Source organism: Limnochorda sp. L945t, assembly GCF_035593305.1.
In the GTDB taxonomy this organism is placed as follows: Bacteria; Bacillota; Limnochordia; order Limnochordales; family Geochordaceae; genus Carboxydichorda; species Carboxydichorda subterranea.
The window spans coordinates 1870915-1896775 of sequence record NZ_CP141615.1 but is presented as its reverse complement, the minus strand read 5'-3'; the positions used below and the strand labels follow the sequence as shown (position 1 = coordinate 1896775).

Here is a 25861-nt window from a genome sequence, read left to right as displayed (position 1 = left end):
ATCCCCCGACGGTTATCTGACAGACCGAATGGCGACGTTGACCTCGAGCGTCGTCCAACCACGGTCTGCGGTCACGGCCGGCACACCCATTCGCCGGGCCAAGGCAAGGCAGGCCCGATCCCCGAGGGATAACCCTGCCCCCCGGGTCGCCGGCCGCAACCGGCCTGCACGATAGGCCAGATCTTCATCGAAGTCCACGACCGTTAGCGGTAGGGCGCCTAACGCCTGGCGAATGGCTTCCTCCGACATGCCCACGTCACTCAGTTTGGCCACGACCTCCGACAGGTTGACCGTCGTGACCGACGCCCCATCGGCCAGGGCCGCCTCCACCTGGTCGCTGCCGGGCTCCCGGCTCAATAGCACGAGGAGCGCCGAGGCGTCCAGGACCCACTTACTCATCCGACGCCTCCTGGCGCCGCTCGCGAATCAGCTCATCCGCCAGCGACCGCTCCGCTGCCACATACTGGCGCACAAGCGCTTGCGCGTAGCGGACAGCGCCTCGGACGGCGAATATCCGGAGCTCGTCACCCGCCAACTGTACCATGACCTCGTCCCCCACCCGAAGCCCGAGCGTCTTTCGGTACTCGGCGGGGATCACGAGCCGCCCCCCCTTACCAAGTTTGACCCTGACCGCCTTCATGTGACACGCCCCAGACCATCCGCCATAACCGGCTGGCTATGTCATCTCACCGGCATGATACCATGCGAGGACGACTATGGCAATGCCCCGACACGGGAGCAAGCTCCCGCAGACGGCTCACGAACCCGGCGAGCCCCACGACCCGGTTGATGCAGAGTTACGGCCTTCGCGGTCCCGGAGCCACGCCATGGCCCTGGCCAGTGCCATGGACACTCGTTCGGGGCTGCAGCGCCTCACCGCGTCGTCCGGCAGCCGCCACTCATGCCGGTCATGCTCGGCATCCAGCACAATCTGTGCCCGAGGCGGCGCCTTGGCCACAAAGACGGGCCATTCGGCCGTACCGCACGGGGTGGCTTCGAGAGAGAGGTGTAGCCCGGTCTCCTCATTCAGTTCGCGCAGGGCGCAACGCCGCAGCGCTTCTCCGGGCAGGCGACAGCCGGCGGGCGGCGTCCACGTCCAGTCGCCTTCGTACTCCGGCCCATGCTGGGCCCGGTGCAACACCAGCACCTCTAGCCCCTCGTGCCCGTGCCGGTAGACTACCACCACACAGCCAAATGGCGGTTCTGAACTGACCGGTTTGCCGTCCCACGTCGTCCACTCCGCCCGCTTCCCGGGCTCTGGTGTAGGCACGCGTCCGGCAGTCACACCCGACACCGCTACTCCCCGGAGTGCGGCCGCGGATAGCGTTGGCGCAAGAAGTGACGCCCCGCCGGTCACTCCTTCGGCTGCTACTGTAGTACCGTCCCCATCAGTCCAAGGGGCGCGTCTCGTAACCGTTGTACGGACCAGGTACTGAAGTCTTGCCCCAATCCGCAGGAACCTGACGCAAGCCCAGGTACGGTCACTCGCTTTTCGAGGTGTAGGCCTTCTCGATTAGCCGCTCAAGGACTGGTTGCCAAACCCTTGTCTTCGATTCGTCAGCATTCAGTGTACATTTAACGTGGACCGTGCCGTAGTTCGTTTTGACCCAAGCGCTCGTAGTCTCTCCCCCGGCCCCATCCGCCTCAAACTTAATAGTTTATTTCGTGGATCGTTATGGGCACGGCTCGGGGCGTGAACGGATACGCCTTTCTCGAACGGGCCGCAGCGCGCGCCAACCTGAACGATCATCTGGGCAGCCCTTTAACCGCGTCACTGGCTGTGGGACCCATCCGGAAGACTTTCCCAAACCCGCTCCGTGCGGCCAACAGGACGGCCCGGAGCAATCGCGTATCTGCGCTTGACGATCCGTCCCTGCAGTGGCCATACTGCTCGTGGTTGACTTCGGGACGGTTCAAGGTCGCTGGCGTCCTTTGCATTGGCTTGCCTTCGTCGGCGGCGGTCATCGAGCCTCTGGAGCGGTGGGGCGAGGTGGTATGGGGACGACAGGGCAACCGTACCTGCACGGCCTCTTCCAGCGCAAGCTGCTGTTCGCACGCTCCGCGAAATACCAGATCCGAGGGATCCGCCCGGAAGATATGCCCGGACTCATTGAGCGGATCGGCCAACTCCTCTACGACCCGGTTCCGGATGGCCGGAGCAAGGTGAAACTTGAGGAGATAGAGCACGTCTATCGGGTAAGGGCCGGCGACCTCCGGATTTTGTACGCGTTCGACAGCCGCACCGTTCAGGTGCTCGCCATCGAATCCAGGGACAAGGCTTACCGGGGCTTGGAGGATCTCAAGCGGGTCGTTCGGGAGCTGCGGGTGGAGCGTTGCTCGGCTCGCACCGAAGCCGTGGGCGCCGGCGCCGTCGAGGGGGTCGGGACCGAGGAAGGGGCCGCTGCACCTGCGAAGGGCGGTGGGGTGCGGCCCGCCTTCGACTGGGAGGCATGGGCTGAGCAACTGGCGCGCCAGGTGGCGGAGGACCGGGAGACAGGCGGTCGCCGCACCAAGGCCCCGTCCGCGCCGCTGCCCCGGCGGATCGATGCGAAGTGGCTGGCGGATCTGGGCGTCCCGGCCGAGCACCACCCCAAGCTCATCGCGTGCCGCACCGAGGACGAGCTTCTTGAAGCGGACGTGCCGCCGGACCTGCTGGCCGTCGTCATTGACAACCTTTACATCAATCTTCCCAAGGCCATAGAAGATCCTCTCTACGAGGTCCAGCAGGTGTCAGACCTACTTCGCTACCGCGAAGGTGAACTCCTGGACTTCTTGCTACACCTGGACGAGGAGCAAAGGAAGCTCGCGGACTGGCGAGTGGCGGGGCCCTCGCTCATTCGCGGGGGGCCGGGCACGGGCAAGAGCACTGTGGCTCTGTACCGGGTTAAAGAGCTGGTGGACCGCTGGTCACCGGACAGCACGGGCCCTCGCGGCAAGCCGCGCATCCTGTTTACCACCTACACCAACTCGCTCATCCGGTCGAGCCGTCAGTTGCTCGAACAGCTCCTTGGCCCACAAGCCGAGTGTGTGGACGTGGATACAGCGGACCGGGTCGCCATGCGGATCCTGGCCGCCTCAGGGGAGCGGCCCACGGTCGTGGAGCTGGCCGACGCCAGGACGGCCGTCCGCGAGGCTATCGCCAGCGTGCCGCAGTTTGCCGACCGCAGCCTGGGGCTGGCCCGGCTGCGCCCGGATTACTGGCTCGAGGAGTTTGAGTGGGTCATTGACGGGCGGGCTCTCTCCTCGGTAGAAGAGTACCTGGCCGTGGATCGCGCCGGACGTGAAGTCGCCCTGCGGCCCGAGCAGCGCAGGGCCGTATGGGCGCTGTACGAAGCGTTCCTTCGGCGCCTTCGGGAGCGCAGCCCCGAGGCGGTCACGTGGGGTCAAGTGCGCCGCCGGGCGCTAGAGCTGGTGAAGGGCGGCCAATATGCGTTTCGATATGACGCCGTGGTGGTGGACGAGGCCCAGGACCTCACCCCCGTCGCGTTATCGCTCCTTTCAGAACTGAGCCAAGACCCGTCAGGGCTCTATTTGACCGCAGACATCAATCAATCCCTCTATGCCCGGGGCGTGAGCTGGCACCAGGTGAGTGCGAGGTTGCGTCTGCGCGGCCGAAGCGTGGTGCTCCGGCGCAATTACCGCTTGGCCCAGTCCATCGCGCAGGCAGCGTCCGCGTTTTTGCGAGCGGCGTGGGGGGCGGATGATGGAGGTGGCGCTGGCGCCGGCACCCCGATGGTGGGCGGGCCCTTGTCGCCGTCCGGGCGGCGGGCCTTGGCTGACGCCGAGGCGCTGGTACGTGAGTGCGTTCACGACGGTCCTCCGCCGGTCCTGATGGGATATCGGACGGAGGCGGAGCAGTATGACCGGGCCGTTTCGTACATCCGGCGGGCGTGCCAGTGCTCTAAGCGGAAGTTGCTCAAATTGGGGAAGAGGGAATCTCCGTCGTGACGCCGTTTGCTCGGGTTTCAGGCCGAAGCTTTCTGTCTACCCGCCACCAGGGACCGGAGCCCGACCCGGACCAGGAGTTCCCGCTGGAAGGCGTCCGGGGTGGTGACCTGGTCGTAAAGCGTGGCCTCGGGCCGGGCCGGGAGGCGGATCTTGTGCCGCGCGACCGTGGCCAGGCGGTCGAGCAACGAGCTGAAGCTCTGCACCGGCCAGCCCTCCGGCGTCTGGCGGGTCTGGGCCTTGGCCTGCGCCGCTTCCGAGCGCACGGCGGGGCGGACCGGGGAGCCGTCTTCATGAGCCCCTGGCTCCTCGTCGTCGAACAAGAAGGGGGCCCAGGCCTCCCGCAGGTGCCATTCGACGTAGCTCGCCAGCACACACAAGAAGATATGGGCCCGCACCCGGTCTTCCGTCCAGTGGTGGATGGGTCGCACCTTGAGGAGCACCGTCTTGATGGTGCGGATGAGCCGCTCCACGTGGCGGAGGCTCTTGTAGGCGAGCACCACCTCGGGAGCCGAAAGATCGTCGGAAGGCACCGAGGTGCGGATCACGTAGAAGCCGTCCAGGGCCGCCTCCTCCTCGATGGAGGCCGGGTCGCGCCGGTAGGCAAAGCGCCCCTCGCCCACCTCCCAGCGGAAGTGCTTGCCCATCTTGTGCTTTTGCTCGATGCGGCCCACCGCCTCGGCGATCTTCACCGCCCGCTTCAGCCGCCCGGCCGCCACCCGGCGGGCCAGACGCGCCAGATCCTTCTCCATGGCATCCAAAAGCTCCCCGCGCTTGCGTCGGCGCTCCTCGGCCAAGTAAGGGTTGCGGCAGACGATGAGCCGCTCGCCCGGGTAGTCCGGCGAGGTGATCTCGGCCAGGTCCTGCTGGTCGAACAGCGACATCTGGATAGCCCCTTGCGCCATGAGCCGCTGCAACGCCGGCGCCCGCAAGGCGCTGATCCACGCGATCCCGTCGACGTCCCGGAGCGCCTCGATGCGCGCCTGGGTGAGCATCCCCCGGTCGCCGACCAGGACCACTCGGCGCAGGCCGAAGCGCTCCCGCAGCTTGCGCACCTGGTCGCCGACCGTCTTCGGGTCGCTCGTGTTGCCCCGGTAGACGTCGACCCCGACCGGCCGCCCTTCCCGGTCGGTGAGGATCCCGAAGACGATCTGGCGCTTGCCTCGCTTCCCGTCCCGGTTGTGGCCGAAGGCGGCCAGGGGACAGTGGCTCCCCTCGTAGTAGGTGGAGGTCACGTCAGGTATGACAAGATCCCTCCGGAACCGACCGGAGGAGATCGGACCCCCCCAGGGGCGACATGACCTCCGCCCGGTTCCTCGAAAAAGGGTCTTCGGGGGGAGGCAGGGCTTCGTGAGGTCGTGCCAACCAAGGCTGCTGTATGCGGGCCACCTCCTCCCAAAGGGCCCGGTCCGGTGACGAGAGAGCGCTGCGCCCAACGCTTGCGATACCTGAGTGCACGGGTCGGGCCAAACCTGCGCAAAAGGGGGAGACCAGTTTGCCGCAACGACTGCTGGCCGTTGGCATCGATCCCGCCAAGCATGTCCACGGCGTCGTCGCCGTCCTCTACCCCGACCGGATCGTCCTCGAAGAGCAGGTGCCCCATGACCTGCAGGCGATGGAAGCCCTCGACGCCCGCCTCGAGCAGCTGGCCGTCCGCCACCGGGCCGTCCTGGTTTACGGCATCGAAGATCACCGCCAGTACGGCCAGTCCTGGATGAGGGTGCTGCAGGCCAAAGGGCGCCAGGTTCGGGTCGTCAACCCCCTGTGGACCCGCCGGCAGAAGGACTTTTACGGGCAAGATAAGACCGACCTCGTGGATGCCCGAGCCATCGCCGCAGTCGTATTGCGCAAGGCCGACGAGCTCCCCGACGCCACCGAGGCCAGCATCGACGCAGCCACCCTTCGAGAAGCCGCTCGCATGCTGGAGGACCTGGCCCACCAGCGAACCCGCGCCCTCAACCGCCTCCACCAGCTGCTCACCACGACCTACCTGCCCAGCTACGAGCAATGCTTCGGCAAACTCGGGCGGCCCTGGGCCCTGCGGTTTTTCCACCGCTTCCCCCTCCCGCAGGATTTGAACGACCTCTCCGTCGCCCAGCTGGCCCACATCCTGCTGGAACTCTCCGAAGGCCGCATCGGGCCTCATCGCCGCGAGCAGCGCAGGGCCGTCTTGGAGCAACGGGCCCGGGCCATCCTGGAGGCCACGGAGCCGGTGCGGAGGCTTCCCAAGACCCCGGCTCTGCTCCTGCGGGCGGAGCTCATCCGCCAGCTGTGCGAGGAGCTTCTGACCTCTCACGAGCGCACGTTGCGCCTCAAGCGCCTGCTGGAAAACGACCTGCTGCCCCGTACGGGACAGCACCTGCAGACGCTTCGCGGCGTGGACACGGTGCTGGCGGCCACGATCCTGGGTGAGACCGGCGACATCCGCCGCTTCCGCTCCCGCCATGCCTTCGCCAAATACAACGGCACCGCACCAGCCTCTCACAGCAGCGGCGGCAAAGAACGCCACACTGCGCGGCGCAACTGCAACCATCGCCTCAAGCGCGCCATGTGGCTGATGGCCTTTGCAGCCGTCCGCCACGATCCTTTGGCTCGCGCCTACTACGAGTGTTGCCGCCAGCGGGGGCTACGGCCGGTGGAGGCCATCAAGCGAGTGGCCCGGCGGATGTCGGACATCGTCTACGCGATGCTGCAGGAAGGCAAGCCCTACGATCCCGCCCGGGTCCAGGCGTCCATCGCAGCCCGCCTACAAAAGCAAGCGCCGGGAACGGGTGGCACGTCCCTCAATGGGAGGAACTTTCATAGCCTTGGCCGTCCCGGCACCGTTACCGTACCCAATCTGCGGAGCTATGCGCAAGTCTCCGACCAGGCCAGAGGTTTTCCACAACCCGGACCTTGACAGAGAGCGCCATACAGCACCAGGCTGCGCTCGCTCAGGTGGCGTCGGGCCAGCCGGGCTTCGACCCGGTCCTTTCGGGCCAGCAGCCAGTCATGAGCGAAGTAGACGTCGTCCTTGGTCGCCTGCTCCAGGCCCAAATCCTCGGCCAATGTGGTCGTCTCCCACCAGCCCAGGGTGGAGAGCTTGGGCTGGGGGTGCACGATGCGGCTGACGAGGAGGGCCTCCACGAGATTGCGCTGGAACGACGGCCGGGGATCGAGCATCTCCGGCAGGCCGAGCCGGTGCACCATGGCCCGCACCGCGGCGACGTGGCCGTGAGGGCGGGTCTGGACGATCTCGAGGGCCTGCCCGATCGGCACCAGTGGCTCCCCGCGCAGGCAGGCCCGGACCGCTTCGATGGCCGCTGCCGGGAGATGGCTCAGGTTGGCGAGGGTCTCCTGCTTCACCCGGCCCTCTTCCCGGTAGACCCGCCGGAGCAGGTGGGTGACGTAGACCCGGTCCTTGTAGCGGTGGCGGATGGCGGCGACGTAGAGCCCGCCTTGGTGTTTCGCCATGGCCAGAGGATATCACAGGTTGCCGCAAACGCTCAAGCCATCCTCGGCATGTTTACTGTATACGTTTCCGGGTCTCTGGATAGATAGAAGCCGCATCATACCGGTACGCGGACGAGTTGAGGAAATCGAAACTTCGGTCTAAGGCGCCTGTCAAGGGGTTGCCTTACAAGCCAAGGGCCCTCGTGTAGCGCTTCGCGCCACCCGTTCGATGCCCAAGGCGTTGCTCCCCGGCGTCTGCATCGGTACGCTGAGGGCAGGGGGCCGCTCTCGTTGGGGATCGCCTGGGCCTTCCGGGCGATGCCCCTCGCGTCGTGACGGCCCCCTTCGGTGCTGGTCCATGGCCTTTTGGCGCACGCGCAGCCGACGGCGCACCTCCTCCGGCACCGCCAGTGCCTGCGCCAGGGCCCGGGCCTCGGTCCGCTCCACGGGCTGCTGAGCGAGATCCCGAAACTCGTAGGGGCGGTTCTCCTTCAGGACGCAGAAGAGTCGGTCGAGGAGGTGAGGCACCACGGCGCAGACCGCTTTGGTGTGGGGTGCGCCCTTTTCCATCATGGCCCGGCGGTAAACCTGGGCCAGTTGGGGATCGACCCGGCGGGCGGCGTCGGCGGCCATGTAGAGGATGCGTTTGAGCCACGCCGGCCCTGCCTTGCTCATGCGGGGATGCCCGACCCGTTGTCCCGATTGCTCCACCTTCGGCACGTAGCCGCTGTACGCGCGGAGCTGCCGCGTCTTGGGCAGCCGGTCCACCAGTGGCTTCAAGGACAGCAAGGCGGGAGCGGCCACCTCCCCGACGCCCGGTAGGGATTGGACGTGGCCCTGGGGGTCAAGGTCGCGGTAGAGCGCGTAGTTCTCGGCCTGGACCTGCCGCTGCTCTTGGGTCAAGAGGTTGAACAGACGGAGTTCGCAGGCGATCTCCCGGCAAAGGGCCGAGGCGGCGGGCTCCTGCGCCCGCCCGAGGGCGACGGCCTGCCGGGCGAGTTCCACCAGGGTGGCCGCCTCCTCGACCGAAACGGGACGCCCCGACTGGCGCGTCAGCGTTCGGGCCAGCTTCTCGGGGGCCTGGCGGGCCAGGCGCCCCGGATGCGACCAGTAGCGGTAGATGGCCTGGGCCAGCGGCTGGGCTGGATCGGGAAACAACGAGGCCAGGCCCGGAATCGCCTCATCCAGAAGGGCCTGCAGCTCGTTGGTGCTGTTGGCGATGCGCCGGGCCAGCTTGTGTTCCCGCCGCACCCCACGCTGCAGTTGCTCCCAGCGCGGGTCGGGCGGAAGGAGGACCGGCCGGATCCGCTCCGGAGCCACAGCCGGCAGCTTGGCCAGGGCGAGCGCGTCGAGCTTGTCCGTCTTGCGATGGCGGTGGCCCATGGCAGCCCGCATGCCATGCACCTCGGTGGGCGTGGCCTGGTAGACGGCGTAACCCCGCGCTACCAGATAGGCCGCGAGCGTCTTCCAGACCGACCCGGTGGGCTCCAGCACGAAGCGGACACTCACCTCCGCGGGTTTGCGCGACGCCAGCTCGTGCAAGAAGCGGTCGATGGCCTCCGGATGGGTGGTGAAGCGGGCGTGAAAGACGGGCTCGAAGCGCTCGTCAACGACTTCTGCGCGGTGCGTGGATCGCACCCCTACGTCCACGCCGACGGTCCAGGTCTTCATGCTAACCTCCGTTCGTTACGAAGTAGGCGGGAGCTCTTCCCCAACCCCTGTCCGCCCCAACTTGTGCGTGATGAGGCGCTCCCTGCTGCAAGAAAGGCGGCAGGTCCGCCCATGCTCTCTAATCGGGCCCGAACAGGAGGTGGGAAGCCGACATACTGGCGCAAAGGGCCTTCAGCCCTGCTAGTTCGTAACCGTCCGTCACTTCCCGCCCCTGGCAAGCGGTTAGCGCATTGGCTTGCCCGGACCTGCCGCCCCAAGCGTTCTCCCCAGTATCCACAGTTTCCACAAGGGGTTCCCCCGCGCCCCCTCCCCAACGCTACGGCCTCTCGTCGTCGCGGGAGGGAGCCCACGGGGGATCATACAAGATGTTTCAACTCGGGGCGGGTACGGTCGCTGTGCTGGCGCCGACCAACGCCATGGCGGAGAAGGCTGCGCAGGAGTTGGTTGCCCGGGGCATGCGTGCCGTCTACATGCACGGCCGCAAGGTCGACCTTCGCACTGGCGAGGTCAAGGTGATGACCATCCACAGCGCCAAGGGGCTTGAGTTTCCCATCGTGGTGGTCGTCGGGCTGGAAGAAGGCATATTGCCCATGGTGCCGGGCGATGCGACCGGTGACGAGCGGCGGGAGTATCTGCAGGCGCAGGCGCGGCTACTCTTTGTGGCCATGACCAGGGCGATGCGTGGCCTTTTGGTGCTCTATAGCGCAGCGCGGCCGTCGCCATTCGTGAAGCTGCTGGAACCCCGATGGTGGGCGCAGGAGAAGGGGGCGCGGTAGAGGCGTAAGGCACGTGCCGAGCCCGATGGCAAGGCGAAGATGGGGACGGGCAGCCCGGTCAGTTTTGCGCACCCCGCAGCGGCGGCTACGCAAGCCCCAGGCGGGCGGCCTCCTCGTCGACCCGGCGGCGCAGGGCCCGCAGTTCGGCGGCCCGCTCCCTGGCCCAGGCGTTGAGCTGCCGGGCCTGCTCCCCGATGAACGGAGCGATGCGCGCGCCCGCCTCGCGCACCGCCGCCTTGGCCTCCAGAGCCGCCTCCCGGCGCTCGACGGCGATGAGGGCCAGGGTGCGGGCGTGCTCCTGCTGCAGCCGGGCGACGGTGTCGGCCAGCTCCGGCACCTGCAGGCGCACGTCCTGCAGAAGCCGCCGCACCTGCTCGTAGGCCACGTCGGCCGGGCGCACGGTGGCGGCGATGTGGCCGGCTTCGACGGCGGCCCGGCGCAGCGCCCGGCGCTCGCCCTCAAACTACACCTGCACGGCTCGCCACCGCAGGTCGTGGGCCGCCGGCCACACCGCCCGCGCCCACCACGGGGACCGGGGCATGGCCCGCAGGACGTCCTGCTCCTGATCGGACAGACGGGCGACGGCCGCCTCCAGGCGCTTCGGCGCGGCACCCAGGAAGGCCGTCACGGCCTGTTGGAAGGCGGCCTTCGCTTCCCTTGCCCGGGCCCGGTGGCCCTGTTCCAGTTGGTTAAGCGTCTGGCGCAGCTCTGCCTCTACCGCACGGATGTGGGCCAGGGTCTGCTGCTGCGAGCCGCGGTAGCGCTGACGAAGCTCGTCTTGAGCCAGGGATCGCTCCACTTCAAAGTCGGCGATGGCCTCGCTCAGCGGCCCTGTCTTGACGTGGTTGCTGAGCGAACGGCCCACCAGCGCCCCGCCCACGGCGCTGGCGATGCCACCGATGAGGCGCCCACGGGCCCTCCCACGACCAGGCCCAGCTCCGCCCCCAACTTTCTTCCTATCCACCCGCCCCCGCCCGTGTCGGCCGCGTCCAGCGCGATGTTGCGCAGGCTCGACGGGACGTCGGTCTTGCCCGAGAAGAGCAGGTTGAGCTCCCGAAGCCCCGATGCCGCCAGGTGACGATCGGCCACTGGAAGTCCCAGCCGACCTCGCCGATGGCTTCCACCGTCTGCTGGGTGGTGTGCTCGAGGGCGGGGTTGGAAAGCTCCGGAAGCGCGATGATTTGATCAGCGTGTTCGGGGAAGTACGCGGCCAGCTCCGGGCTCGTGATGACCCCCACGTCGGGGTATTCCTGGAAGTGGCGGGCGACGTGCTCAGGGTCAACGCCCACCTTGACGTTGTACGGCTCGCCGTTGACCAGCAGGTCCCACTCGGGCTGGTTGGGGGCGGCGGTCAGCGCCACCACGGCTCCCTGCGACCGGAGCACGTCGGCGGCCACCTGTTCGCCGACGTACCCCTTCAGGGTATCCAGCCATGTGCCAAACTCCGGGCTCGCCGACGCCTGGGCCACGGTTTGCTGAAGGGTGCTGAAGTCCGACAATTCAGGCTTGAGCCAAAATCCATCGCCTCGACCACACGGGGGTCGATGGCGCCGAGGGCGCCAATCTCGTCGAGGCCGGCGAGGGCGGCGTCCAGGGTAGGCGGCCACCAGGGGAGGTGGTGCGAAGCGACCGCGGCGGCCGCAGCCGCCGGTTGAACGGCGCCGTGCGGGGACGAAGCTCCCTCGCCGCCCCCGCGGCGGCGGGCCTGCGGATTGGCGGCTGCGCCCGAGATAGCCGGCAGGCTGGCTGCGATACCCCCGCCCCCTCGGGCGTGACGCACCGTGCCGAAGCGGCTTACGATCTCCCGCCCGTACCGGCGCACCTCCGCCCACGCCCGCACGGCCCGTACCACGACAAAAATCCCGGCCGCGGCTACCCCGAGACCTGCCCACGACACCGGCTGCACACCCCCCGTGCACTACCAAGTATGGCAGCAACGCCCAATCGCCGTCAAAGGCCTCCGGCGGCGGGACCGGCTCCGCTGCCGCTCGCAGGCCCACCGGGGCTTGCGGCGGGCACGAGTTGCGGGGCGTAGGGCTCCACCGGAGCCAGCACCCTTCCCAGCAGGAAGATGCGCCTTTGGTATGGTAGGACGGGCGCAAGCTCTCCCAGATGACTCACGAACCCGGAGAGTCCCCTGCGCACCAGCCCCCTTGACTCCGTCCAGCGGCAGCCGCTCTCCTGGTACGTTGCGTCCGGCCTTCAGCCACTCTCCGTTGCGCACGCTCTGCGAGATGATTTCCCGCTGGTCCGCCGGCTCCACCTCCTGGCGAAACACTCCGTGCGTACCTTACCGCTTACGGGGTGGCCGGACGAGGTCCTCCTACCGCCAAGGGTGGGGCAAGCCTGTCGCACATACGGCGACACTGCGGAAAAGTCTTGCGGTGGGCGCCCTTCAACCCGATGCAGTCTGCCGCCCCTCGCGGTGGCGGATCCACGCGACTGCCCTCGCGAGCGCCATGGAGACTCGTTGTGGGCGGCAGCGCCTTACCGCCTCGTCCGGCGGCAGCCACTCATGCCGGTCATGGTCGGCGTCCAGCACGACCGACGCCTCAGGGGGCGCCTCGGCCACGAAGACGGCCCAGTCGGCCGTACCGCACGGGGTGGCTTCCATAGAGAGGTGCAGCCCGGTTTCCTCGATAAGCTCGCGCAGGGCGCAGCTCAGGGGCGCTTCGCCGGGCAGGCGGCCGCCGGCGGGCGGCGTCCACGCCCAGTCGCCTTCGTACTCCGCTCCATGCTCGGCGCGATGCAACAGCAGCACCTCTAGAAGCCTGGTGAGAAAGTCCGCTACCCGAGGGCGTCAGCGAACGATGCAACCCACCGAATGGCGAGGATGAGGTCATGGCCTGCGCGGCTCAGACGATCATCCAGGGGGCTCGTGCGGGAAGGGGCTCGATGGGGAGCTTGACCCCTGACGTCCTGTACGAGGCCCAGCGACGGAACCCAGGCAAACCCATCGGCTCTGAGCCAGGCATGGGCCGAGGCCGCTGGACGTCGGCGAAACACCCACGCCACCAGCCGCTTGAGGTTTTGGACGAAGGCCGTCAGATAGGCCTGCGTTTGCATGGTGCCAAGCCCCCGGCCCCGAGCCCGGTCCAGGCCGTGCCACTGCTTGGCTTCCGCAAACAGGTGCTCGCAGATCTCCCGCTGGCGCTCCGCCACCCGACGGGTTTGGGCGCTTTGCAGGGCCCATACTGCGTTGTGGGCCAGGGCCTCTTGCACCTTCTGCTTGCGCTTGCGGTACGTGGCGAGATCCCGCGTCGACCGGCGCCAGGTGGGGATGGGCACCGGATGGTTTTGGCTTCGAGGCAGCCCCACTCGGGGCCGGATGCCCCGCTCCAAAAGCGCTGCACAAAAGGCCTTGGAGGCATACCCCTTGTCGGCTTGCAGTTCGTCGATCCCGTGCCGCAACGGCAGCGCTTGGGTTGCATCCAGCATCTGCAGGGCAGCTCGAGGCTCAGCATGGCCCTCCGCCCGGGTCGCTTCCGTATCCAAAATGACCCGGCTTTTCCAATCGACCAGGTTGTGGACGAGGTAGCGCAGCTTCGCTTCCTGGTGTTCCCCCTTGCAATACAGCCGAGCATCGGGGTCCGTCGTCGACCGGTGCGTCGCATTGGAAAACCGTTGTCCGTGAAAGTCGGGATCACCGGCCTTCCGTGGTGGCGGAGAAGGAGGAGGGTCGGGCGCCGCCGGCTCGGTCGTCTCCTCCGGCTCGAGTCGCTCGCGGATGTAACGTTCCAAGGGGATAGGTTGCGGCAACGGCTCCAAGCTGGTGATGGCGGCATTCGCTTGCACCTGCGTGCCGTCCACCCCGACCTTGCGCCCGTCCACCAGCCCGGCTTCGATGCACTGCGCTACCACGTGCCGCAAGACCGCCTGGAAAGTTTCGCGACCCCAGAGCTGGCGGGTCTTGACCAGGGTCGAGTGGTCCGGGACAGGGTCGTGGAAGTCGAGCCGGCAAAACCACCGAAACCCTGCGTGCATCTGGGTTTCCCGGCAGACCCCTCGCTCCGACAGGTTGAAAAGATACGCCAGCGTATACAGCCGCAGCGTCAGCTCTGGATCGATGGACGGCCGTCCCCAGGTGGCGTCGTACTTGTCGGCGACCTGCTGGCGGATGAAGGAGAAGTCCACCGCCGCATCGATGCGGCGCAAGATGTAGTTGGGCGGCACCAGCTCCTCCAGGCTCACCATCTGGAAGAGGTCCGCCTGTGGCTCCGTCTTCCCGATCACGACGCTGCCTCCCGAGCTCGAACCCTTCTGGAGGGAGGGTTCACCGATCGCCCCCGAATACCTGCTCGGCCCCCCACCTTTTCACCACGCTTCTAGCCCCTGGTGCCCCTGCCGGTAAACTACTACCGTGCAGCCAAACGGCGGTTCCGGATTGATCGGCTCAGCGTCCCACGCCGTCCACTTCGCCCGCTCCCCGGGCTCTGGTGCAGGCACGCGTCCGGCAGTCACACCCGACACCACCCGTCTCCAGAGTAGCTCTCATCCCCCCTGACCGGTCCTTCCAGGCCCTAGCTATAATGCCTGCAGGGCGGAGGCTACCAGGTCGGAAGCGGTCTATCAAGACCGCGCCCTGGGTCAAAGGTAATGGGTGATTCAGACAAGCTCTTTGAGACAGCGATGAGCACGCTCGAAGCGCAGTTAAGAGCGTCTGTATTAGCCGCGGAGTGGCAGAAGCCTGACCCGTTTTGGGAACGTTTTGGGCTGCCCCAAAACCCGTTTCCCCCGGCCCGTGCCCGTACGGTCATCTCGGACCTCCTGCACGACCAGCAGCACGCGACCGCCCGGCTTGCCGGGCTCGCCGGCGAATTGCTTCAACCCCAGCCTCAGCGGCGGGCCTTGGCCGTCGTGGGCCGGACTGGCGTCGGCAAGACCCACTTCCTGCGTCACTGCCTGTGGGCCTTTGAGAGGGCTTGTGCGCAGGCTGGGCGGTCGTTCGCTCTGGTCTACGTCCAGACCGGTGTGATCAAGGCGTTTGACCTCGTGGTCGCCGTCCTCGACCAAGCCGATCGGGTGTGCGCGGCCCGTGGCGAGACCGATCTGGTGACTGCCGTGGTGGGACAGCTAGCCAGGGCGCCGGCAACCGTCCGGGACCCGTTGCGTCAGGCCGGAGTCGAGGTGGACGACCTGCGCCATGCGCTGGAGAGGCTGGTCGAGGCGGCCAACCCTGAAGGGCCACGCCCTGCGCGTGCCTCGTATGACGAGCTGCGCGCTCTCTTTGCTCGCTGGATCCGGGGCCAAACCTTGACCCAAAGCGAGCGGCACCGGCTGGGGGTGTGGCAGCGGATCGCCACGGCCTCGTACGGGATCCGGGTGCTTCGCGACCTCCTCGGTCTGGCCCGCAGCGTGGGAGTCCTGGAAGGGGTCCTGCTCTGCCTGGACGAGCTGGAGACGGTGTTCGCCAGCGGGCGCAGGTCGACCCAGTACCTGCCTTTTCTCCATGACCTCGGCTACTTCTTCGATGAGGCCGTGCGAGGCTCCACGGGATTCGCGTTACTGGTGGTGTCCGGGTGCACCGACGAGGGCGCCCGCAAGCTGCAGGACGTCAACTCCCCCCTGTTTGAGCGGCTGGGCTTCAAGCAAGAAGCCCGGGTGGTGCTGCGGGAGATCCTGGGCGTGGTAGACGCTCGGGACTTCGCGTACGCCTACGTGGATTACTATCACGGGTTGTGGAAACAAAGGCGCCCCACTCAGACCCCGCCGGAAGACCCGCGCACGCTGCTCTCCGAGCAGGAGATCGAGCAGTGCTATTGGACGGCTGCCAGGATGCACCCCAACCGTCTGCACCTATCGCCCGCCGCGGCGGCCCGCGATGGCGGCCATCCGGTGACCCCGGCGTCGTTGCTGGAGCAGCTTCACCGCCTCGCTGAACAGAAGCGGTCGGCCCAAACCTGACCGGCGCGGCCGGCAAGACGGCCTGGGGCAATCGCCTAATCATCGGGTCGAGCTGTCAGTCGCTGCACCAGCTCTTGGGTCCGCAAGCCGAGCGGGTGGAGTTGGGTACGGCGGACCGGGTCGCCACACGCATCCTGGCCGCCTGAGGGCAGCGGCCCACCCTGGTCGAGCTGGCCGACGCCAGGACAGCCATACGCGAGGTTATTGCCAGCGTGGCGCAGCTTGCCGACCGTAGCCTGGGGCTGGCCCGGCTGCGCCCGGATTACTGGCTGGGGTCCCGTTACCGCGCAGCTTCGGCCGCCCGACACACAGCGCGCTTTCGCTCCGCCGTCCAAGGCATGTCCCATCGGCCCCCAACCATCCGTTCGCGGTGGCGTAGAGCCGCGTGCGTCAACCGACGGAAATACGCCCACAGCATAGCCTGGCCACCCGGATGGATGACCCGGCACAGAGGATTGACCCGGGCGAGCGGGGTTCGGCAGGAGACGGCAACGGAGAAGCAGTCCGCGAATCGGTCTGGCCAGTCCTGCTCCCGAACCACCGAACGGGTGTTGCGAAAAGCCCCTTCCCACGCAGGAATAAACGAAGGCGGCACCCGCCGGGAATCGCCGGTAGGCACCGTGTGCAGGGCATGGCCAACCTCGTGACGCGGAGCTAGTCCTTGCTACGGCACGCTGCAGCCCGAACAAACCCCCGTTGTTCGAACCCATCGTCCGTCCGTACGAAGACGGTAACGGCGAACTCCGGTGCGGCGCAGACCGCCTCGATGACCGAGTCTCCCTCGCCACATACGACTCCGCAGTGGACGCGAACATCCGGGTGCTCCTGGGAGAAGAGCCACCTATACCCCACAGCTTGACCAAATGCCTCCCACGTGAGCGTCGGCTTGACCTCCAGGACCCAGGCCTCACCCTGGCGTTGGCAAAGCAGGTCCACCTGTTTACCCGCCGCGAGCCAGACACCCAGCCTGAAGGGTCCCTCAAGGGCCCCGGAGGAGCAGAACAAATCCACAAGGCGCTGCTCCGGGCTCTTGTGCACAGGGAAACACAGCTCCCGAAGGAGCGCGGGCCCCTGGGCGAGAAGGGCTTCGAGGAAATAGAGCTCTTCCGGACGGCTGGTATCGGTCGAGTTCGCCGGAACAAAACGCCGGCTACTTTTCGTACCAGTCACCCAGCCCACCACACCGTTCTCAAGAACGGCGATGCGGTGGACTACGTAGTAGTGGCCTCTGCCGCCGTGAGATCGAAAGGCGCGCGATACAGACCGCTCTTCCAGGCGCGGAATGAGCAACCGGGCCCTTGGGACAATCTGCTGTTGGTAGATGGCACGTTCGGCATTCTCGTCGATGAAGCCGTCAGGGGTTGAGGGCACCGGGAAAAGTTCATAGTCGATGCCGTGGGCGAGGCGTATCTTCTCCAACAGGAGCAGTTTCTCCTTGTGTTGCCCCCACGCGTGCTGGTTAGCCTGTTGCCTCCAGTAAGCGTCGTCCGGGCAGTAATAGCGGAGCCGATACATAGCTCATGCCCCTCTTAACTCGTTTGGGTGGATAGTGACGCTGGCTCTTACCCTGAGTGCGCCAGCCCAAAGCGGGTGCCGGACGCTGGACGCGCACTGGGCCATCTCTCTTCTCCGTCAATCTCTATCGGTCGGTGAGACTCGGAGGCGTGCCCGCGGGGTTGTCCAGGCGTGTCGTTTTCTTGGGTTTCCTTCGGATGAACCACTTTTTTCTGGCCCGTCACGGGATCGGTACGCTGGTAAGGAATCATATCTACTCCGAAACGCCCCAGTTTCCTAATTGCATCCCACGCCGCCTCCCGAGACGGCAAGCCTTTCTTCACTACTGGAGTGCCCCCTCTGCCAAGGTGTTCCGAGCAGCCAGGTCATCAAGGACAAGCAAGCATCGTCGCAGCCAAGCCTTGTCTTATCGCCTACGACTACACCATTTGACCATCACGTTCAAAACATGTTTGGCAAGAAGCAGGTCTCGCGTCGGCCTCACCCCTGTGTGCGACTCCAATATACCTCGGAGCTCCGGACATCTCGTGGCCGCGCCACGTGCCGTTTGGTGCGAAAGCTTTCGGTGCGAGGCCAATCCGCTCGGCCACGTGGTGACGTAGGCGGTAGCCGCACGTCCAGCGTAAGGGTCTGGGCATCCGACGGGCTGCACGGGTAGCGGCGCGCGTAAGTCCAGAAGAAGGACGTCGTCAGGTACGCCTCCGTCGCACCCACCAAGGTAGTGGGCAGCAGGTCCCGCCCGGACGCCAAATACTGCGCCACCACCTCAAGGTGGCCGATCTTGTGCGCCCTGGCCTGTTCGCTAAGCCCGTGCTCCTGCGCGCAGGTCCCATCCGGCAAGGAACGCCTCGTTGCTTAAAAACAGGGTGGAGTCGCCGGCATAGGGCTTGGCGGTCGCCTGCTGCCAGCTCTCCCGCAGGCCAAGCCATCGCTTGGGCCCTCGAGGTGCGCGGCCAGCCCCTGCACATGCTTCCAGATGCGGGCCGGCAGGGTGCGCCGGAGCTCCGGCTTTCGCTGCCGGGGGGCCGCGTCTAGCGCATGGTGGGACTTGGCCCGCCACAATGCCAGCCTGGTGAGGAGCGCGACGTCAGCGGCCCCAGCCACCGCTGGACTGGCGGCGGCTGCGCTCCGCGCGGACCGCAGTGGAGGCGATGCCAGAATTCGCAAAGGGCATATTAACTTTCCCACCCTTCCGAACGAAACAAGTAACGGACCTACTTGGGCGCGCAATCGCTTTAGAAAGACCCGGTGGCAATCAATGTGACCTAAACATGGGCGCGTCCGGGGACTAGCTGGTGTCCGCTATCCCGGATAGAAATGAGGTTGGGAAGCGCACATGGCCGGTAAGAATGGTTCGAGGGACTTCACCCTAGAGGATCATCCCATTTGCCTGCGCACCCCTTTACGGATGACGCCGGGCTCTACGTGGCACCAACACGTACCGTTCGCGATGTGGCTCGTGGACGTGCTGAGGCCGAGGGTTTTAGTGGAGCTTGGCACGCATGGGGGAGACTCGTATTGCGCGTTTTGTCAAGCAGTGCGCGAGCTCGGGCTTTCCACCAGGTGTTACGCGGTTGACACCTGGCGCGGCGATCCCCACTCGGGCTACTATGGGCCGGAGGTACTGGCCGATCTGAGGGCGCACCATGACCCGCTGTATGGGCATTTCTCAACGCTAATCCAGGCGACATTTGATGAGGCAGTGACGCAGTTCCCTGATGCGAGCATCGATCTCCTGCACATTGATGGCTATCACGTCTATGAGGCAGTGAAGCACGATTTTGAGACGTGGCTTCCAAAGATGAGTGAGCGAGGGGTGGTACTGCTCCACGATACACAGGTAAAGGAGCGGGAGTTTGGGGTCTGGAAGCTATGGTCTGAGCTGCAGGGTCGTTATCCATCTTTCGAGTTTCATCACGGATATGGCCTTGGCGTCGTGGCGGTTGGAAGTGATTATCCATCAGGTTTGCGCGCCCTTTTGGATGCGTCGCCAGAGGAAGCTGACAGGGTGCGGCAGGTGTTTGCGCAGCTAGGCGCGAAGGTAGCTGCATCGCTGCCGGGGAGCTCTCGCGCGGCAGGAGACCAAGCACCACATACTCCACAACCAAGGCCCACCTCAGAAGCGATTCGGCATGCAACGGAGAGCAGCAGCGCGCCATCCTTTCCCCGAGCTTCCGTTGTAATTCCTGTGTATAACAATTGGAGATACACCTTTGCCTGCTTGACGTCACTTGAAAGGACCGGCGTTACCCGACGCGCGGAGGTTATCGTTGTTGACAACGGCTCCACGGATGAGACGGCGATCGACCTTCCCAGGCTCTTCCCCTGGGTCAAGGTCCTCCGCTACAACGAAAACCTGGGATTCTCGGCGGCGTGCAATCAAGGAGCCGCAGCGGCGCGCGCGCCATTCATCGTGTTCCTTAATAACGACACCGAAGTGAAGCCCGGATGGCTTGACGCGCTGGTGGCGGCAGCAGAAGCTAGTCCCAGGATTGCAATCGTGGGGTCGAAGCTGCTATTCCCCGATGGCCGAGTTCAGCACGCAGGAGTCCAGATACGGTACGGAGCCCCTTTTCCCTTGACTGCAATGCATGTTCGATATGGGATGCCCGACGATGGCGGCGACAAAGCTGCCGTAGTGGATGCAGTAACTGGCGCATCCATGCTTGTCAGGCGGGAGGTGTTCCAGGCGGTTGGAGGTTTCGACGAGGGTTACAAGAACGGATACGAGGATGTTGATTTATGCCTAAAAGTACGGAGCCGTGGCCTTGACATCGTCTACGAGCCCCGAAGCGTTGCCATTCATTACGAGAGCGCTACACCTGGGCGGCACAAGCACGAGGAGCAAAACAATGTCAGGCTTCATCGGTTGTGGATGGGCGTCATAAGCTCGATGCGACCTCCCCGAACAGGGAAGACCGAAACCACACCGCGCCCACGCGTGTCGGTTATCCTGGTGACCCATAACTCGCTCCGCACGATTGTCCCGTGTGTGGAATCCATATTAAGTGAGTTGCAGCCTGACGACGAACTCATCGTGGTCGATAACGCATCACAAGACGCGACGGCGTCCTACTTGAACGTAATTGCGCAACAGGAACCTGGGAAGCTGCTTACAGTACATTTCTCTCAAGACAATGTAGGCTATGCGGCAGGTGCAGCCATAGGCGCAAGGATCGCTCGCAATCGCTTTGTAGCTTTCGTTAATCCAGACACCCTCGTATTCGATTCCTGGATCGATGACTTGGTAAGGCCGATGCTGGAAAATGAAGAGATCGCTGCGTCGGGTCCCGTGTCGAACTATGCAGCGGGATTGCAAAATGTTGCGAGATACTTGGAGAACGTCCCACCGCAGGTCTCCATCGACTGGTTGAGAGCTCGTCTGCGGGAGGGGTGGAGCGAAAAGACGGTCGAGACCCGCTTGCTGATAGGGTTTTGCCTCGCGGTGCGGAGGGACGCGTTTGAGGCGGTGGGCGGGTTCGATGAATCCCTGTTTCTGGGAAACGACGACCTCGATCTGAGCTGGCGGCTGTGGAAGGCTGGGTACAAGCAGGTCGTTGTCCCATCGGTGTTCGTCCTTCACCATGGCCAGGCCAGCTTCCGTACCGAGCCACAGGCCAAGACGGCCTATCTGGTGCAGCAGAGTACCAACCAGCTCTACGAGAAACTGTATGCAGCCTACTCCGGAGCCGTGCCCAGGCCACAAGATCTGTGGGGTATCGACTGGTTCTGCCCTCAGGCCGACCTGGTCAGCGTTATTATTCCCGTGCGCCATGGGCCTTCAGTTACCAGGCGCTGTCTGGAGGCGCTGGTGCGGCATACCCACCGGCCGTTTGAGGTGATCATTGTCGATAACGACACAGACCCGGAGACCAAGGAGGTTATCGAGGAGTTCGCGCGTGGCCATGATCATGTGACGGTGATCCGGAATGCGGAAAACGTGGGCTACCCGGTGGCGTGCAACCAGGGCATGGCTCGCGCCCGGGGCGAGTATCTGGTGGTGATGAACAACGACGTGGTGGTGACCCCGCACTGGGCGAGTCGCCTGCTGGCCGCGTTATCGGTGGAACCGAAGCTGGGGGCAGTGGGGCCTCGGACCAACTTCGTGGTCGGGCCGCAGCTTGTCGAGGGAGCCTCTTACACGGAGGAGTCGCTGGATGCCTGGGCAGAGGAGTGGTTCCGCAAACATGCCGGCTCCCTGCGCCTGACGATGCGACTCATCGGCTTTCTTATGATGATCAAGCGCGAGGTGATCGAGCAAATCGGCGGGTTTGACCCGCTGTTTGGCGTTGGCAACTTCGAGGACGACGATTTCTCGCTGCGGGCGCAACTGGCAGGATATAAGCTCGCCATTGCTGATGATGTCTTCGTGCATCACTACGGCAGCCAATCCTTCAGGCAGGCCCCCTCGGATTACGCCCGGCTGATGGAGGTCAACCGGCGGCTGTTTGCGGCCAAGTGGGAGGTAGCGTTCGAGTCGGGCGGTTACAACCCAGCGACCGTCCTCCAGCGGGGGGGTTATCGCCTGGCAGAAGTATATGTGCCGTTGGCGTACGAGGCCATTTTCTCGCCCCAGGGCGAATCGCTCGATGTAGGCCTCTCTGCCGAGCGAGTTCTGCTGTGCGTGCCCGACCCGTCGGACGCCGATGCGGCATGGCTTGGCTTCATCGAAGAGTACCTCAAGGGCGTTGGAAACGGGGGCAACCTGGGCCTCGTGGTCTGGGTGGAGCCGGCGGAGCTAGAGTGGTTCAACCATGTGATCGCCTCCATGCGCAGGGTGGCAAATGAGCTGGGTGTCAACCTGGACACGCGTGATGATATCGCGGTTGAGGCAAGGCGCCTACCTTCTGCCCAGCGCGGGGCTGTATATCGTGCGGCTACGCACTTCGTCTCATTGCCCGGAGTTCGCCAGGGAAGTCTGGCCCGGGAGGCAAGGGCTAGCGGGCTTCCTGTCCTTGATGGCTCGACGGTTGGCAGAGGTGCTCCTGGGGCACTCCACTCAGTCATGTCGATGTCCGCGCGCGGTTAAAGGTGACCATTGCTGCCTGCCTGTGCGGACCTGGGGATGCAATGGGGTGGGAAGAGACGAGAGGGAAAGGCGGGGCTCTGCATATTGGTCTGCTTGGGCTAGAGCTCGCGCACCTTCAGAAGCTTCACAGAAGGGCGGATAGGCTAGCGTGACTTTCCGCCTTATGGGTCTTCGGCGTCTGTGCATTTCCAGATCACGACCGGGTGGCAGAGGTCTGACCATCTTTGCTCGTGCCCATCACGATGGGATATAGGGAGCTGGCGGTAACTCCCATAACTGGGATTTGCTGCTCCTACGGCGTGTATTATCCTCAACCGAGCCGGGAGAACGCACCAACTAGATGCTAACGATCGTAGGAGCTGGGTACCCGCTTGCGGTGAGTGCCCGGCGAAGGTAGAGGAGGAGCCACGTACTGGGCGGTCGCTTGCGGGCACCCCTTAAGTGGAAGCACGAACGTCCGATACAGGGAGTAGCATAGGCGGAAGGAGTGGTCGCGCGGGTTTGGCACTGCTCGGGTGCGGCCTGACCGGCCGGGGACGCGTTGGACACTCACGGAGCGGTAGCGTAGGGTTCGACCGGCCCGCACGGATGCGGGAAATCACCAAAGGAGTGGTGAGTTGTGCGGATCAACCAGAACGTGATGGCCCTGAACGCCTGGCGTAACCTGAACCAGACCTCGTTCAGCATCTCGAAGTCCCTGGAGCGGCTTTCCTCTGGGTTGCGCATCAACCGGGCAGCCGACGACGCAGCTGGCCTGGCGATTTCCGAGAAGATGCGTGGACAGGTCCGCGGCCTCAACATGGCTGTGAAGAACTCGCAGGACGCCATCTCGCTGATTCAGACCGCTGAGGGTGCCCTGAACGAGACACACTCGATCCTGCAGCGCATGCGGGAACTAGCCGTGCAGGCTGCAAGCGACACAAACACGGCCGAGGACCGACAGCACATCCAGGACGAGATCAACCAGTTGGTGAGCGAGATCAACGACATTGCCACCAGGACGCAGTTCAACACCATGACTCTGCTCGACGGCTCCTTTACTAACGGCGTCTTCCATGTCGGAGCCAATCAGAACGAGACCCTCAGCTTGGCAATCAACTCGATGGACGCGACATCTCTTGCCGTCAACAACTTGGTTGTGACAGTTCAGGCTAGCGCCGAGAGTGCCATTGCCTCCATCGATAATGCGATCGAGCTAGTGTCGACGGAACGCTCCAAGCTGGGCGCCGTCCAGAACCGGCTGGACCACAAGATCGCGAACCTCAACGTATCTGCTGAGAACCTCACGGCGGCTGAATCGCGCATCCGGGACGCGGATATGGCCAAGGAAATGATGGCCTTCGTTCGGGACCAGATTCTGTTGCAGTCTGGCACGGCAATGCTAGCCCAAGCCAATGCTGTTCCGCAGTCGGTGCTCCAACTGCTTGCCTGATGGGTAGGGTGCTTTCGAAGGGAGGGGCGGGTATCCGTCCCCTCCCCCCTTTTCGTCTCGGGAGGCACGATCATAGATACGCGACGAGGTGTGCCAATGATGGAAGACGTGTGCAGGATTTCGGCGTGCATCATCGCCCGGGACGAGGAGCCCTTCATTGGCAATTGCCTTCGGAGCCTGCAAGGTGCCGTGGACGAGGTCATCGTGGTCGATACAGGCTCTACAGACCGGACGCCGGAGATCGCGAACGCGCTGGGTGCCCGGGTCATTTATCGCCAGTGGCCGGACCATTTCGCGGCGGCCAGAAACTGGGCGCTGGAAGTCGCCACTGGACAGTGGGTGTTCATCATCGACGCCGATGAGGAACTGGTGGAGGGCTCGGCGGAGGTTCTTGTTGCGACGGCCATGTCCGGGCGAGCAGACGGTTACCTGGTGAACATCCACCATTTCCCGGAGGATGAGGATGCTCATCTGGTCTCGCAGAGGCTATCCTTGTTTCGCAATGACCCCCGCTACCGCTTCGAAGGGCGCATTCACGAGCAGATCAGTGGCCCCCTTCGTGAAAAGGAATTCGGGGTGCTCCCTTCGCGAATTGAGGTGGTACACCGGGGCTATGAGCCTTGGCTCGTGGCGGGAAAGCAAAAGCACAACCGAAACCTCGAGCTGCTCCGCCAAGAGCTGCAAGCTGCACCGCTAGAGCCGCGCTGGCACTATTATCTTGGACAGGAATATCAGGCATTGGGGAGATTTGAGGAAGCGGCGCAGTACTACGAACGGACATTGGAACTCCTGGAGCGGGAGTCGCGCCACACGCTCATCGTGCCAGCAGCGCTTCGTCTCATTCTTGTGTACGCGAGGCTAGGCCGTTGGGAAGAGTTCTTCCGCACCAGCGATCGCTACCGGGCCGCATACCCCGCCTGCACCGATCTATACTTCGTTGACGCACAGGCGTCCATGGACCTTGGGGATTTTCGACGTGCTTTGTTAATGCTCCTGGATGCAGTGAGCAAGGGAGATCCGGCTCCTGGAACGTTCCAAATAATGCTATCTGGAACCGGTTCGTACAGGGCTTGGTTTCAGCTTGGCCGGGTGTTGCAGTCGATGGGGCAGCGTAAGGAAGCGGTGGGCGCCTACCTCCAAGCATTGCACTCACGGCCCTCCTTCCGAAGTGCCGCAAGAGCTCTCGCCACGCTCTTACTCAGCAGTGACCCTGTGGACGACGTGGTTTCGTTCGTGCTGGATCACGTCGCAAACCGTCATCCAGCAATGCTGGTGGCCATCTCCGAAGTCCTACTGCAGGCAGGAGCTTATTCCAAGGCCCTGGACGTACTCGATCAGATCGACGATAAAGCTCGGCTCGAGCGTGCCTTGCGAAAAGGTATCGTTTTGGCCGCGCTCGGGGAGGTAGACAAGGCCCGGGCCAATCTCACAGAGGCTCTCAAGGGTGAAGTCGTCCGAGACCGGATCGCACTGGACGGGGCGATCGCGGCTGTTAGTCTCGGAGACCACAGACTCGCGGGCCAGTTGGTTGCGCGGATGCACCCCGCCAGGTTTGCCGCAGGTATCCAAGTACTCCAAGGCATCGGTTGCGGCGGACGCGAGCAAGTGGTGGACAGCATGCTGGGTGCGCAATTGACTGCAGATGTGGCGGAGCGCGTTGCTGCAGCCTGGCAACTGGTCGATCGGTCCTTGGCACTGGCACAGTTCAGGGCCACGGACCGGCTCGTGGAGTATATCTTGCGTCAGGGCGTATCTCGATTCGAGGCAGGACTGACGCTGGGCAAGCTCCTGTTTGCTTACGGGAACAAGCCCGCGGCAGTGGAGCTGCTGCTCGACGCGGCGAAACACGGCAATGTGGATGCTAAGAGCGCCGCCATCCTCGCACAGGCGGCGCTCGAGCGAGAGGATTGGGACTCAGCCGAAGAGCTGCTCCGCTATGCGGCCGAGCTTGACAAGGCCGACCATGGGATAGCGGCAGCGCTGGCCTCGCTCCTTGCGGAGCGCGGTCGGGTACGGGAAGCCATCGACTTGTTGGACGAGCGCATCGCCCTTCTTCCCTGGGCTGCACGCCTTCGGGAGCAGAGAGACCGGCTCGCTGCGAGGCTTGCACCCATCGAGTCTGTTCACGGCGGCAACTAGAAGCTGGAACTAGAACCG

The 25861-nt window shown here is 64.8% G+C and carries 19 protein-coding genes; 7 read left to right on the top strand and 12 right to left on the bottom strand.

Features of this window, described 5'->3' with window-relative positions; translation table 11 throughout:
• Positions 1-12: 12 nt before the first annotated feature.
• The 3 genes from U7230_RS08830 to U7230_RS08820 all read right to left on the bottom strand — a co-directional run bounded on the left by U7230_RS08830 (position 13) and on the right by U7230_RS08820 (position 1183).
• Complete coding sequence (locus U7230_RS08830; RefSeq protein ID WP_324715478.1) at positions 13-399, bottom strand: type II toxin-antitoxin system VapC family toxin; 387 nt, start codon at positions 397-399, stop codon at positions 13-15.
• Positions 392-640, bottom strand: coding sequence for an AbrB/MazE/SpoVT family DNA-binding domain-containing protein (locus U7230_RS08825; protein WP_324715477.1), 249 nt, complete (start codon positions 638-640; stop codon positions 392-394). The genes U7230_RS08830 and U7230_RS08825 overlap by 8 nt, the downstream gene beginning before the upstream one ends.
• Before the next feature lie 117 nt (positions 641-757).
• Positions 758-1183 (bottom strand): NUDIX domain-containing protein, encoded by a 426-nt coding sequence (locus U7230_RS08820; protein WP_324718218.1) that lies wholly within the window; start codon positions 1181-1183, stop codon positions 758-760.
• An 812-nt stretch (positions 1184-1995) separates the two neighbouring features.
• On the opposite strand from U7230_RS08820, the gene U7230_RS08815 reads away from it, so the two are divergent.
• A complete protein-coding gene (locus U7230_RS08815; RefSeq protein WP_324715476.1) occupies positions 1996-3948 on the top strand; it encodes a UvrD-helicase domain-containing protein in 1953 nt (650 codons plus the stop codon).
• Positions 3949-3965: 17 nt separating this feature from the next.
• Here U7230_RS08815 and U7230_RS08810 read toward each other — a convergent pair whose 3' ends face one another.
• On the bottom strand, positions 3966-5381 hold the full coding sequence (locus U7230_RS08810; protein ID WP_324715475.1) for an IS1634 family transposase: 1416 nt from the start codon (positions 5379-5381) through the stop codon (positions 3966-3968).
• 59 nt (positions 5382-5440) lie between these two features.
• Here U7230_RS08810 and U7230_RS08805 point away from each other — a divergent pair, with 59 nt between their 5' ends.
• Entirely contained in the window at positions 5441-6844 is a 1404-nt protein-coding gene (locus tag U7230_RS08805) for an IS110 family RNA-guided transposase (protein ID WP_324715474.1), read from the top strand.
• Here the strand turns inward: U7230_RS08805 and U7230_RS08800 are convergent.
• Complete coding sequence (locus tag U7230_RS08800; RefSeq protein WP_324715473.1) at positions 6793-7398, bottom strand: IS1634 family transposase N-terminal domain-related protein; 606 nt, start codon at positions 7396-7398, stop codon at positions 6793-6795. The genes U7230_RS08805 and U7230_RS08800 overlap by 52 nt on opposite strands.
• Before the next feature lie 150 nt (positions 7399-7548).
• A complete protein-coding gene (locus U7230_RS08795) occupies positions 7549-9048 on the bottom strand; it encodes an IS110 family RNA-guided transposase (protein ID WP_324715472.1) in 1500 nt (499 codons plus the stop codon).
• Between the two features lie 365 nt (positions 9049-9413).
• On the opposite strand from U7230_RS08795, the gene U7230_RS08790 reads away from it, so the two are divergent.
• Positions 9414-9824: a 3'-5' exonuclease gene (locus tag U7230_RS08790; protein ID WP_324715471.1), complete on the top strand. Its 411-nt coding sequence runs from the start codon at positions 9414-9416 to the stop codon at positions 9822-9824.
• 85 nt (positions 9825-9909) lie between these two features.
• Here the strand turns inward: U7230_RS08790 and U7230_RS08785 are convergent, their stop codons facing one another.
• The 5 genes from U7230_RS08785 to U7230_RS08765 form a co-directional block, all read right to left on the bottom strand.
• Positions 9910-10224: a hypothetical protein gene (locus U7230_RS08785; protein WP_324715470.1), complete on the bottom strand. Its 315-nt coding sequence runs from the start codon at positions 10222-10224 to the stop codon at positions 9910-9912.
• Between the two features lie 63 nt (positions 10225-10287).
• Positions 10288-10704 (bottom strand): hypothetical protein, encoded by a 417-nt coding sequence (locus tag U7230_RS08780; RefSeq protein WP_324715469.1) that lies wholly within the window; start codon positions 10702-10704, stop codon positions 10288-10290.
• A 76-nt stretch (positions 10705-10780) separates the two neighbouring features.
• Positions 10781-11293: a hypothetical protein gene (locus U7230_RS08775; RefSeq protein WP_324715468.1), complete on the bottom strand. Its 513-nt coding sequence runs from the start codon at positions 11291-11293 to the stop codon at positions 10781-10783.
• 926 nt (positions 11294-12219) lie between these two features.
• Positions 12220-12585 carry an NUDIX domain-containing protein gene (locus U7230_RS08770; RefSeq protein WP_324715467.1) on the bottom strand — a complete coding sequence of 122 codons (366 nt, stop codon included), beginning with the start codon at positions 12583-12585 and terminating at the stop codon, positions 12220-12222.
• Between the two features lie 26 nt (positions 12586-12611).
• Entirely contained in the window at positions 12612-14018 is a 1407-nt protein-coding gene (locus tag U7230_RS08765) for an IS1182 family transposase (RefSeq protein ID WP_324718217.1), read from the bottom strand.
• 435 nt (positions 14019-14453) lie between these two features.
• On the opposite strand from U7230_RS08765, the gene U7230_RS08760 reads away from it, so the two are divergent.
• Entirely contained in the window at positions 14454-15728 is a 1275-nt protein-coding gene (locus U7230_RS08760; protein WP_324715466.1) for a BREX system ATP-binding domain-containing protein, read from the top strand.
• A gap of 654 nt (positions 15729-16382) precedes the next feature.
• Here U7230_RS08760 and U7230_RS08755 read toward each other — a convergent pair.
• A complete protein-coding gene (locus U7230_RS08755) occupies positions 16383-17243 on the bottom strand; it encodes a DUF8045 domain-containing protein (RefSeq protein WP_324715465.1) in 861 nt (286 codons plus the stop codon).
• A gap of 1450 nt (positions 17244-18693) precedes the next feature.
• On the opposite strand from U7230_RS08755, the gene U7230_RS08750 reads away from it, so the two are divergent.
• From U7230_RS08750 to U7230_RS08740, 3 genes are all read left to right on the top strand, one after another.
• The gene (locus U7230_RS08750) at positions 18694-22272 is read left to right on the top strand and encodes a glycosyltransferase (RefSeq protein WP_324715464.1); all 3579 of its coding nucleotides are present in this window, start codon (positions 18694-18696) and stop codon (positions 22270-22272) included.
• Positions 22273-22891: 619 nt separating this feature from the next.
• On the top strand, positions 22892-23704 hold the full coding sequence (locus U7230_RS08745) for a flagellin N-terminal helical domain-containing protein (protein WP_324715463.1): 813 nt from the start codon (positions 22892-22894) through the stop codon (positions 23702-23704).
• 96 nt (positions 23705-23800) lie between these two features.
• On the top strand, positions 23801-25843 hold the full coding sequence (locus U7230_RS08740; protein ID WP_324715462.1) for a tetratricopeptide repeat-containing glycosyltransferase family 2 protein: 2043 nt from the start codon (positions 23801-23803) through the stop codon (positions 25841-25843).
• Positions 25844-25861: the final 18 nt, after the last annotated feature.

Excerpts from the sequence above, each read along its gene's own strand:
- U7230_RS08795 (WP_324715472.1), bottom strand. The coding sequence starts at position 9,048 with ATGAAGACCTGGACCGTCGGCGTGGACGTAGGGGTGCGATCCACGCAC.
- U7230_RS08825 (WP_324715477.1), bottom strand. The coding sequence starts at position 640 with ATGAAGGCGGTCAGGGTCAAACTTGGTAAGGGGGGGCGGCTCGTGATC.
- U7230_RS08755 (WP_324715465.1), bottom strand. The coding sequence starts at position 17,243 with ATGTATCGGCTCCGCTATTACTGCCCGGACGACGCTTACTGGAGGCAA.
- U7230_RS08830 (WP_324715478.1), bottom strand. The coding sequence starts at position 399 with ATGAGTAAGTGGGTCCTGGACGCCTCGGCGCTCCTCGTGCTATTGAGC.
- U7230_RS08800 (WP_324715473.1), bottom strand. The coding sequence starts at position 7,398 with ATGGCGAAACACCAAGGCGGGCTCTACGTCGCCGCCATCCGCCACCGC.
- U7230_RS08750 (WP_324715464.1), top strand. The coding sequence starts at position 18,694 with ATGTGGCTCGTGGACGTGCTGAGGCCGAGGGTTTTAGTGGAGCTTGGC.
- U7230_RS08765 (WP_324718217.1), bottom strand. The coding sequence starts at position 14,018 with ATGGTGAGCCTGGAGGAGCTGGTGCCGCCCAACTACATCTTGCGCCGC.
- U7230_RS08815 (WP_324715476.1), top strand. The coding sequence starts at position 1,996 with ATGGGGACGACAGGGCAACCGTACCTGCACGGCCTCTTCCAGCGCAAG.
- U7230_RS08740 (WP_324715462.1), top strand. The coding sequence starts at position 23,801 with ATGATGGAAGACGTGTGCAGGATTTCGGCGTGCATCATCGCCCGGGAC.
- U7230_RS08790 (WP_324715471.1), top strand. The coding sequence starts at position 9,414 with ATGTTTCAACTCGGGGCGGGTACGGTCGCTGTGCTGGCGCCGACCAAC.
- U7230_RS08760 (WP_324715466.1), top strand. The coding sequence starts at position 14,454 with ATGAGCACGCTCGAAGCGCAGTTAAGAGCGTCTGTATTAGCCGCGGAG.